Annotated in this window: 10 protein-coding genes; 6 read left to right on the top strand and 4 right to left on the bottom strand. The window is 64.0% G+C overall.

Going from position 1 to position 9,811, the window contains the following annotated elements; genetic code table 11:
* Both EOA36_RS16905 and EOA36_RS16900 read right to left on the bottom strand, forming a co-directional pair.
* On the bottom strand, positions 1-1,519 hold a 1,519-nt coding region (locus EOA36_RS16905), incomplete at its 3' end, for an acetolactate synthase large subunit (RefSeq protein ID WP_127278605.1).
* Positions 1,520-1,613: 94 nt separating this feature from the next.
* The gene (locus EOA36_RS16900) at positions 1,614-2,516 is read right to left on the bottom strand and encodes a LysR family transcriptional regulator (RefSeq protein ID WP_127278604.1); all 903 of its coding nucleotides are present in this window, start codon (positions 2,514-2,516) and stop codon (positions 1,614-1,616) included.
* Between the two features lie 102 nt (positions 2,517-2,618).
* Between EOA36_RS16900 and EOA36_RS16895 the strand changes: the two genes are divergently transcribed.
* From EOA36_RS16895 to EOA36_RS16885, 3 genes are all read left to right on the top strand, one after another.
* The gene (locus tag EOA36_RS16895; protein ID WP_127278603.1) at positions 2,619-3,608 is read left to right on the top strand and encodes a zinc-dependent alcohol dehydrogenase family protein; all 990 of its coding nucleotides are present in this window, start codon (positions 2,619-2,621) and stop codon (positions 3,606-3,608) included.
* 187 nt (positions 3,609-3,795) lie between these two features.
* Positions 3,796-4,095: a zf-TFIIB domain-containing protein gene (locus EOA36_RS16890; RefSeq protein WP_167531354.1), complete on the top strand. Its 300-nt coding sequence runs from the start codon at positions 3,796-3,798 to the stop codon at positions 4,093-4,095.
* 71 nt (positions 4,096-4,166) lie between these two features.
* Positions 4,167-5,159, top strand: coding sequence for a Tim44 domain-containing protein (locus EOA36_RS16885; protein ID WP_127278601.1), 993 nt, complete (start codon positions 4,167-4,169; stop codon positions 5,157-5,159).
* 21 nt (positions 5,160-5,180) lie between these two features.
* Here the strand turns inward: EOA36_RS16885 and EOA36_RS16880 are convergent, their stop codons facing one another.
* Positions 5,181-6,287, bottom strand: a complete 1,107-nt coding sequence (locus EOA36_RS16880; protein ID WP_127278600.1) for a lactonase family protein — start codon at positions 6,285-6,287, stop codon at positions 5,181-5,183.
* A 198-nt stretch (positions 6,288-6,485) separates the two neighbouring features.
* Between EOA36_RS16880 and EOA36_RS16875 the strand changes: the two genes are divergently transcribed.
* From EOA36_RS16875 to EOA36_RS16865, 3 genes are read left to right on the top strand one after another with little or no spacing between them, the layout of a single operon-like run.
* Positions 6,486-7,037, top strand: coding sequence for a MaoC family dehydratase (locus tag EOA36_RS16875; protein ID WP_127278599.1), 552 nt, complete (start codon positions 6,486-6,488; stop codon positions 7,035-7,037).
* 2 nt (positions 7,038-7,039) lie between these two features.
* Complete coding sequence (locus tag EOA36_RS16870) at positions 7,040-8,200, top strand: CaiB/BaiF CoA-transferase family protein (RefSeq protein WP_127278598.1); 1,161 nt, start codon at positions 7,040-7,042, stop codon at positions 8,198-8,200.
* Entirely contained in the window at positions 8,197-9,342 is a 1,146-nt protein-coding gene (locus EOA36_RS16865) for an extracellular solute-binding protein (RefSeq protein WP_127278597.1), read from the top strand. The genes EOA36_RS16870 and EOA36_RS16865 overlap by 4 nt, the downstream gene beginning before the upstream one ends.
* Before the next feature lie 18 nt (positions 9,343-9,360).
* Here EOA36_RS16865 and EOA36_RS16860 read toward each other — a convergent pair.
* Positions 9,361-9,811, bottom strand: a 451-nt coding sequence (locus EOA36_RS16860; RefSeq protein WP_145969193.1) for an amidohydrolase family protein, incomplete at its 5' end; no start/stop codon positions are given.

The following is a 9,811-nucleotide window of genomic DNA, read 5'->3' as shown; positions in this document are numbered from 1 at the left end:
GTTGCAGGTCGGCGATCGCGCCGACCCTGGTCCCCTTGGCGCCATAGGCCTCGGCGTATTTGACGAAGTCGGGATTGCCGAAGGTCATGCCGAAATCCGGGAACTCGTCGACCGCCTGCTTCCAGCGGATCATGCCATAAGCATGGTCTTCCAGCAGCAGGACGACGAGGTTGAGCTTGAGCCTGACGGCGGTCTCCAATTCCTGGCTGTTCATCATGAAGCCGCCGTCGCCGCAAATGGCCATGACACGGCGCTGGGGATAGAGCAAAGCCGCCATCATCGCCGACGGCAGGCCAGCGCCCATGGTGGCGAGCGCATTGTCGAGCAGCAGCGTGTTTGCCATGCGCGTGCGGTAGTTGCGCGCGAACCAGATCTTGTACATGCCGTTATCGAGCGCGAGGATCCCCTCGGCCGGCATCACGGCGCGCACGTCGTGCACGATGCGCTGTGGCGTGAAGCGGTCTTCGGTGGCGCGCGCGGCGATGCGGCTCAGAATGCCTTCGCGCAGCGGCAGCAGAGCTTGCGCGTTGTGGATCTTGCCTTCGACGCGGTCCGCCAGCAGCGCCAGCGACGGACCGAGGTCGCCGACGATCTCGGCCTGCGGAAAATAGACCTGCTCGACGTCGGCTGAGTGGTAGCCGACATGGATGACCTTCGGTCCGTTGGCGCCCATGATGAAGGGCGGTTTCTCGACCGTGTCGTGGCCGATGGTGATGATCAGATCGGCCTGCTCGATGGCTTCGTGCACATAGTCGCGTTCCGAGAGTGCCGCCGTTCCCATGTAGAGTTCGGTGCCGCCGGGCACGGTGCCCTTGCCCATCTGAGTGGTGAAGTAGGGGATCTGCGTGCGCAGCACGAATTGGGCGATGTCAGGGGTGACGCGCGGGCGCGACGCCGCCGCGCCGAACATCAGCAGCGGACGCTTGGCCTCGATGATCATGCGGGCGGCGCGATCGAGCGCGTCCGCGCTGGCTATGGGGAGGTCGACCGGGTGTGTCGGCACCAGCGCGACCGGCTCGCACTGCGCCGCCGCGATGTCTTCCGGCAGCTCCAGATGCACGGGGCCGGGGCGCTCCTCCTGCGCGACGCGGAAAGCTTCGCGCACCAGCGAAGGGATCATCCTGGGCGAGACGATCTGGCGCGACAGCTTGGTCAGCGGCTTCATCGCCGCGACGATGTCGACGATCTGGAAGCGCGCCTGCCGCGACGACAGGATGCCCTTCTGGCCGGTGAGCATGATCATCGGCATGGCGCCGAGCAGCGCATAGGCCGCACCGGTCGTCAGGTTGAGCGCGCCGGGGCCAAGCGTGGTGATGCACACACCCGGCTTGCCGGTGAGCCTGCCATAGGTGGCGGCCATGAAAGCGGCCGCCTGCTCGTGGCGGGTCAGGATGAGCTGGATCGACGAGCCGCGGATGGACTCGACGATGTCGAGATTCTCTTCGCCCGGAATGCCGAAAATCCGATCGACCCCTTCATTCTCGAGGGCAGCCACGAACAGATCCGAACCCTTGGTCATCAACCGTCTCTCCTGCGATGCGCGCATTCCGCCAGCCATCTTCATATGGCACCGGAACGCGACGCCTCAAAGAGGGCTAGTCGTCTGCTGGCGATCACGCCATCATTTTCGGCAAGCCGGCCGCCAATGCGTCGACGGCCAGCCGGACCTTGAGCGGCAGATGCGGCGTCTGCAGCCAGAGCGCATGACAGTCGTAGGGATAGCGCGGCTGGTCCGGCAATAGTGCCACCAGCGCGTCGGCCTGGATTCGTTCGCGAACCAGCCAATGAGGCAGCCACGCGAGGCCCATGCCGCCGACGGCGGCATCGGCGATGGCATCGAGATCGTCGAGCCGCAGCCGGCCGTTTGGCATGAGTTCGAGCGCGGCTTGTCCCTCGCGCGGAAACAGCCAGGGCTGAGCGATCATACCGAGCCGGCGGTAGACAATCGCCTGATGACCGGCGAGGTCCTCGATCCGCCGTGGTTCGCCATGAATTTCCAGATAGGAAGGCGCGGCACAGACGACCATGTCCTGGCGTGCAACGCGGCGCGCAATCACGCCGGCCTTGTCGTCCAGTTCACCGGTCCGAATGGCGAGGTCGTAGCCATCCTCGGCGAGATCGGCGAAGCGGTCGCTCAGCGACAGGTCGAGCTCCAGCATCGGATACCGCCGCGCCAATTGCAGCAATAGAGGGGTCACGCAGTGGCGGCCGAAATGCGCCGGCATGGTGACGCGCAATTTTCCCCGCGGTTCCGAGAGCTGATCAGCAGCAAGCGCGTCGGCGGCTTCGGCCTCGGCCAGCACCAGCCGGCACCGCTCATAATAGGCGCGGCCGAAATCGGTCAGGCTCTGGCGGCGCGTGGTCCGGTTGATAAGACGCACGCCAAGCCTGTCCTCAAGAAACCGGACATGCTTGCCGACCATCGGTCCGGATAGATCGAGCACGGTGGCCGCCGCCGCGAACGAACCGAGATCAACGGCCCTGACGAACACGGCCATGCTTTCAAGCCTATCCATTTTCGAAACTCCTGGTTTCTACTGCACAATATAAACAGCCATTTATCGCCAAAGGGCTTCGCCTCATAGCTCATTCGGTTCAGATATTTTGGAGTGAGCAAAATGACCCGTATCGTCCGCTTCCACCAGCATGGTGGTCCCGAGGTCCTGCGCATCGAGGAGGTCGATCTTCCCCCGCCGGGCCAGGATGAGGTTCAAATCCGCGTCAAGGCACTCGGCCTCAACCGCGCCGAGGCGCTGCTGCGCGCGGGCAGCTATATCGAGACACCCGTGCTGCCCTCCGGGCTTGGGCTGGAAGCGGCAGGCGTCATCGAGACAATTGGCGAAGGCGTGACCGGGCTGAGCCCCGGCGATGCCGTCAGTGTCATCCCGCCGCAATCGATGGTTCGCTGGCCGGCTTATGGCGAGCTTGTCACCTTTCCCGCCGGGCTCATCGTCAAACACCCGCCGTCCCTCGACTGGGGGACGGCGGCGGCGATCTGGATGCCGTACCTCACCGCCTATGGTGCGTTGATCGAGATCGCCAAGCTGGGTGGACAAGACTTCGTCGTCATCACCGCCGCCTCCAGCAGCGTCGGGCTCGCCGCGATCCAGATCGCCAACAGGGTTGGTGCGACAGCGATCGCGGTGACGCGGACGTCAGCGAAGAGGCAAGCACTTCTCGACGCCGGCGCAGCGTATGTGGTGGTGCTCGAGGAAGAGGAACTGGCGGAAAGACTGGGCCAGATCGCCGGGCCGCAAGGCGTACGCGTCGTGTTCGATCCGATCGCCGGGCCGATCTTCGAGCCGTTGACCGCGTCCATGTCGTCGGGCGGCATTTTGATCGAATACGGTGGCCTCAGCCGCGAGCCGACGCCGTTCCCGTTGCCTGCGGTGCTAGGAAAGACACTGACGTTGCACGGTTATCTCGTCCACGAGATCACCGGAAATCCGGAGAAGTTGGAGGGTGCCAAGGCGTTCATCCTCCAAGGGCTTGAGGACGGCACGCTGAGGCCGATCATCGACAGAACGTTTCCCTTCGACCAGATCGTCGAGGCGCATTGCTATCTCGAATCGAACGAGCAGTTCGGCAAGATCGTCATGACGGTTTGAGCAGCAATCATTCTCACCGGCAATATTACCCCTTGAAGGCGCCGCCCCGCATTCCTAAATCCCGAATGCGGGCCGGGCCCCTCTGACTGTCGCTTTTCGGCGACCGTGATGTCGGACCGCTATAACGGGCCCCTTTCCATTCTTTTCGGTCGAGCGGGCTCATTCCTTCATTGGTTCGGAGCCCCTGATGACATCATCTCTGCTTGGTATGGTTTGCCCCTCCTGCCGCGTCGCGCTCGTAATGAGCGAACGCCAGGGGATCGAGATCGACTATTGTCCGCAGTGCCGCGGCGTCTGGCTCGATCGTGGCGAACTCGACAAGATCATCGAGCGCTCCGGCAGGGATGCGCCGCCCGCGCCGCAACCACAGCCGGCAGCATTCTCCCAGCCGCACCATGGCCGGGACCGCGATGACGACTATTCCCGCTCGCATGGCCAACGCTATCCGAAGCGGAAGAAGTCGTTCTTCGAAGAGTTGTTCGACTGATCGCATGACGCCCGCCACCCGGCCGACGTTTTGCTGAAATTTCCGAAACCACATCGATAAAGGTCACCCCGATGACTTCCCGCACAAGCCGATTTGCCGCCCTCTTCGCTGGACTGTTCCTCGCCTTCTCCATGGTCGCGATCGATCATGCCGAGGCGCGGCGCGGCGGCAGCTTCGGCAGTCGCGGCACGCGCACCTTCCAGTCGGCACCGCCGACCAGGACTGCGCCGGCGCCGACCGCGCCGGTCGAGCGTTCGATGACACCCAACACCGGGGTCAACAATGCTGCCCGGCAGCCGCAGGCCGGCCCGCAGAGGCCTGGCTTCATGAGCGGCTTCGGCGGAACGATGATGCGCGGCCTGCTGCTCGGCGGCCTGATCGGACTGCTCGTGGGCCAGGGCTTCGGCGGCCTCGCCGGCATGTTCGGATTCCTGCTCCAGGCCCTGCTCATCGGTGGCGCCATCATGCTGGCCATCCGGTTCTTCCGGTCGCAATCTGCGCGTGGTCCCGCGCCCGCGCTCGCCGGCATGGGCAATGCCCAGGCTTCGCGGTTCGAGAACCGCGCAACGGCACAGAAGGAGACCGGAACCGGGGGTTCCTTCACGATTCCCGGCTTTGGCGGCGGTTCGGGCGGGGGCCATGAGGCCACCGGATCCGAGGAGATCACGCTGGCCCAGACGGACCTCGACGCCTTCCAGCAGTTGTTGACCGAGGTCCAGGAAGCATTCGGCCGCGAAGACCATGCCGCATTGCGCCGGTCGGTGACGCCTGAGATGGTGTCCTATCTGTCGGAAAAACTGGCCGACAATGCCCAGAAAGGTCTCAGAAACGAAGTGTCCGATGTCACCCTGCTGCAGGCCGACATCGCGGAAAGCTGGCGCGAGGATGACCGCGACTACGCCACGGCCGCATTGCGCTACGAGTCTCGCGACGTGACGCGCGAACGGGCGAGCGGCAAGGTCGTCGACGGTGACGAGGATCATCCGACAGAGGCGACAGAGTTGTGGACGTTCACGCGCCAGAATGGCTCGACCTGGAAGCTCTCGGCAATACAAGAGGCTTGAGTCCGGCGAGCCTGCTGGCGATCAACCCACGATCTTGACGCACATCGGCGTGCCGATCTCGATGGCGCGTCCGGTTTCGGTCAGCATGCCGGTGCTGGCATCGCGGGCAAAGATCGAGATGCGGTCGGCGTTCTGGTTGGCCGAGAACAGATGACCGCCCGACGGTGTCAGCGCAAGGTTGCGCGGCGTGGCACCCCCGCAAGGAACATAGCCGACAAGGCGCAAGCCGCCGGTCTCCTGATCGACCGCCATGATGACGATGCTGTCGTGGCCGCGGTTGCCGCCATAGACAAAACGGCCATCCGGCGAGATCTGGATATCGGCGCAGTGGTTGGTCTCACGCGCCTCGTCCGGCACCGCCGGCTTGATGTCGATGATCGACAACCTGCCGGTCGCATTGTCGAGTGCCATCGAGACAATCGTCGAATCCAACTCGTTCATGACAAAGACGAAGCGGCCGTTCGGGTGCAGGGCGATGTGACGCGGACCGGCACCCGCTGGCAGTGCGGATTCGGCGAGCTTCACCAGACCCCCGTCCTGACCGATCCGGTAGGAGACCAGCCGGTCGATGCCGAGGTCGGCGACGATTGCCGTTCCACCGGCAATGGTTTCGTTGACGCTGTGCGCATGCGACCGCTCCTGCCGCGCCGCATTCGTTCCGGTGCCCTTGTGCGACACGCTGGCCAGCGGCGCGGACAGCGCACCGTCCTTGTCAAAAGCATAGATCGCCACCGCCCGATCCGGGCCACCCTGCCCGGCGCCATAGTTGGCAACCAGGAGTTTCGTCCCGTCACGGGTAATGCTGTTGTGGGCGGTGATGCTGCCAAGGGCGGGCTGCTTGTTCCGATAGCTCAGCCTGTTCGAGGCCCGATCGAAGCTGTAGGCGGAGACAGTTCCCTCCCGCCAGGTAGACACTTCCGAGTTGGCATAGAGGCGCGAACCATCGGGGGTGACGGACAGGAAGCTCGGGTTGTCGATGTCGTTGGTCTCAGCCAGCTTTTGAACAACCAGCGTCCTTTCATCAAAACTGTAAACACCAAGACCAACACCGCGGGCGCCCTGAAAATACGGCGCCTCGCGGTTCAGACTGCCGACAAACACCAGACAGGCATTCCAGACACCGCGCATGATTTCCTCCTGCCTGCCCGCGCTGCCGCGCGCCAAAACCGGTCAAAATTTCGCCTGTCCTCGCTTGCAACGCAACCCCATATGTGAAAATAGTATTTACAAAAGAAGATTGACGGGAGGAGACGTCGTGCAGTCAGGCGCCTTGATGCGTGCTCGAATGATAGACCGGGCGTTCTCGCGAGATCGGTGGATTGCGCCATGAACGATTTCGCGCCAACCGTCGGCGTTGCCTCGACGCACCCTGCGAACATGCCTGCCGATCATGCCGCCCTGCCGGTGTGGAACGCCGAGAACTGGTTCTACGAGGACTGGCCGGTCGGCCAGAAAATCCGCTCGTTGCGCCGCACCATGGCCGAGGGCGACAGCCACCTCTTCAACACACTGGTCCTCGACATCCACCCCTATGTGCAGGACCAGATGTTTGCCGAGAGCGAGGGCATTTTCGGCAAACGGCTGATTGCCGGCGCGTTCGTCTTCTCGGCGGGCCTCGGGCTGGTCGCCACCAACTGTGTCAACGCCTTCTCCTATGGCTACGACAAGCTGCGCTTCATAAAGCCCGTCTTCATTGGTGACACGATTTATTCGATCCGCTCCAACCTCGACAAAAAGCCCCGCTACAAGGAGATGGGGCTGATCCGCGCCAGCTACGAGGTCTTCAAGGGTGAAGGCGAACTCGTTTTGTATTGCGAGCATTTGCAGACGGTGAAATACCGCAACCCTGCCGATTTCGTCGGCAAGACGGAGAAATGAAGATGCCGGCAGCAGCCGAATTGCCGCTTGCCGGCCTCGTCGTCGTCGACATGAGCCAGTTCCTGTCCGGGCCGTACTGCTCGCTCAGGCTGCTCGATCTCGGCGCCCGCGTCATCAAGATCGAACGTCCTGACGGGGGCGACCTGTCGCGCCGGCTCTATCTCAGCGACACCGAGATCGGCGGCGATTCCACCATCTTCCATGCCATCAACCGGGCCAAGGAAAGCCTGGCCATCGATTTGAAGAACGAGGCGGACCTCAAGGCATTGCGCGGGCTGCTGGCCAAGGCCGATGTGCTGATTCAGAATTTCCGGCCGGGTGTCATCGAACGGCTCGGCCTCGACTACGAGGCCGTCCGCCAGATCAATCCGCGCCTGGTCTATGCCTCGATCAGCGGCTATGGCGAGGAAGGTCCCTGGGTCAAGCGGCCCGGCCAGGACCTGCTGGCGCAGTCGCGCTCCGGCGTGATGTGGCTGAACGGCGACGAGGACCAGGGGCCGGTGCCGTTCGGCCTCGCCATCGGCGACATGCTGGCGGGCGCGGCCTGCGCGCAAGGCATATTGGCCGCGTTGGTTCGGCGCGGCATCACCGGCCAGGGAAGCCATATCGAAACCAGCTTGTTGGAAGCGCTGGTCGACTTCCAGTTCGAGGTGCTGACCACGCATCTCAATGACGGCCGCCGCCTGCCCAGACGCTCAAGTTTCCGCAGCGCGCATGCCTATCTGTCGGCGCCTTACGGCGTCTATCCGGCCAAGGATGGCTACCTCGCCATCGCCATGACGCCGATCCCCAAGCTGGCCGACCTTTTGTCGCTCGGAGAACTGGCCCCCTATCGCGACAGACCGGCATCGTGGTTCACCGCGCGCGACGACATCAAGGCAATCATCGCGCGGAGAATTGCCACCAAGACCATCGACGAATGGCTTGATATCCTCGAACCAGCCGACATCTGGTGCGCCAAGGTGCTGACCTGGCCCGAGATGCTGGCAAGCGAAGGCTTCCAGTCGCTCGACATGCTGCAGACGGTGACGCGCGAGGATGATGTTTCCATCCTCACCACCAGTTCGCCGCTCAGGGTCGATGGGATCAGAGCCAAGGTCGACCGCGCGGCGCCGCGCATCGGCGAACACAGTGCGAAAATCCGCGCGGAGTTCGATCTGTGAGCGTGCATAAACTCAAGGGCATGACCTGGAGCCACCCGCGCGGCTACGATCCGATGGTCGCGTGTTCATCCCGGTGGGAGCAGAAAACCGGCGTTGCCGTCGAATGGGACAAGCGCTCGCTGCAGGATTTCGAATCTTTCCCGGTCGAGGAATTGGCGCGGGCCTATGATTTGATCGTCATCGACCATCCGCATGTCGGCCAGATCACGGCGGAGCGCTGCCTTGAACCGCTCGATGTCGCCGGCCGCGAGGCCGAGCGCGCGGCGCTCGCCTCCGGCAGCGTCGGCCAGTCCTATCCGAGCTACAGCTGGCAAGGCCGGCAATGGGCGTTTCCGATCGACGCGGCGGCGCAGGTGCAGGCCTGGCGGCCGGATGCGCTCGATGCGCCGGCAGCGACGTGGGGCGAGGTGTTCGATCTCGCCCGCCAGGGCCGTGTGCTGCTGCCGCTGCGGCCACCGCATTGCCTGATGACCTTCTACACGCTGGCCGGCAACCTCGGACGTCCTTGCGGGACCGACCCGTCCCACGATCTCATCGCTATCGAGACAGGCAGCGAAGTCTTCGAGAGGATGCGCGAGATCGCGGCGCTGCTCGACCCGGCCTGTTTCGACATGGACCCGATCGCCGTTTCGGAGCGCATGGCGGAGGCCGGCTCCCGCATTGTCTGCGCACCGCTGATCTACGGCTATGTCTCTTATGCGGCGTCGGGTTTTCGCGCGAACAGGCTGGCCTTTGCCGACATCCCGGTCATTGGTTCCGATGGTCCGATCGGCTCGGCACTCGGCGGCACGGGCATAGCCGTTTCAGATTTCTCTGAGGCTAAAGAGGCGGCGATCGATTTCGCCTATTGGGTCGCCAGCTGCGATGTCCAGCGCGGCATCTATGCCGCCGCCGGCGGCCAGCCGGGCCACGCGGCTGCCTGGGAGGACCAGGCTGTCAATGAAGCGACCGGCAGCTTCTATCGGGACACGCGCGCAACGCTGGAGGGCGCCTGGGTGCGGCCGCGCCATGACGGCTACATGGCGTTCCAGCAGGCGGCGTCCGACCGCATCAATTCCGGGCTGACCTCCGGCCATCCGGCCGGCCAGGTCGTCGCCGATCTCATCAGCCTGTTCCGGGCCAGTACCCAGGCGCCCACCTGAGGGACCTGAACTGCATCGTTACTTCAACCGCCATAGCCTGCGGGCATTGCCCGACAGCAGCCCGTCGCGCTCCGAAATGCCGCAGCCCGAAAGCAGCGCATGGGTCGCCGCCACCCAGGTCGACAGACCCCCGCCAAGCGTGCAGACCGGCCAGTCGCTGCCCCAGACGACACGGTCCCAGCCAAACGCACCGATCGTGTGTTCGACATAAGGCCGCAGCGTCTCAACGGTCCAACTGCCGGGATCGGCATAGGCGACCACGCCTGAAACCTTGGCCATGACGTTCGGACGCCGCGCGATCTCGCTCATATGTTCGCGCCAGGGATGCTCGGCGTTGCCCTTGATGTCGGGGACGCCGCAATGATCGAGCACGAACTGGACATCGGGAGCCAGATCGGCGAGCGCGATCGCCCTGGGGATCTGGTGCGGCAGCACGACGAGGTCGAAGGTCAGGCCGGTGCCGCCAAGC

Origin of the sequence: Mesorhizobium sp. M8A.F.Ca.ET.021.01.1.1, from assembly GCF_003998025.1 — a bacterium.
Lineage (GTDB): Bacteria > Pseudomonadota > Alphaproteobacteria > Rhizobiales > Rhizobiaceae > Mesorhizobium.
Note: the sequence above shows the minus strand (reverse complement) of the source record. Positions and strands in the feature narration are given on the sequence as shown.

Coding starts and splice junctions, on each gene's coding strand:
- EOA36_RS16880 (WP_127278600.1), bottom strand. CDS start 6,287: ATGCGCGGTGTCTGGAATGCCTGTCTGGTGTTTGTCGGCAGTCTGAAC.
- EOA36_RS16875 (WP_127278599.1), top strand. CDS start 6,486: ATGAACGATTTCGCGCCAACCGTCGGCGTTGCCTCGACGCACCCTGCG.
- EOA36_RS16900 (WP_127278604.1), bottom strand. CDS start 2,516: ATGGATAGGCTTGAAAGCATGGCCGTGTTCGTCAGGGCCGTTGATCTC.
- EOA36_RS16870 (WP_127278598.1), top strand. CDS start 7,040: ATGCCGGCAGCAGCCGAATTGCCGCTTGCCGGCCTCGTCGTCGTCGAC.
- EOA36_RS16895 (WP_127278603.1), top strand. CDS start 2,619: ATGACCCGTATCGTCCGCTTCCACCAGCATGGTGGTCCCGAGGTCCTG.
- EOA36_RS16890 (WP_167531354.1), top strand. CDS start 3,796: ATGACATCATCTCTGCTTGGTATGGTTTGCCCCTCCTGCCGCGTCGCG.
- EOA36_RS16885 (WP_127278601.1), top strand. CDS start 4,167: ATGACTTCCCGCACAAGCCGATTTGCCGCCCTCTTCGCTGGACTGTTC.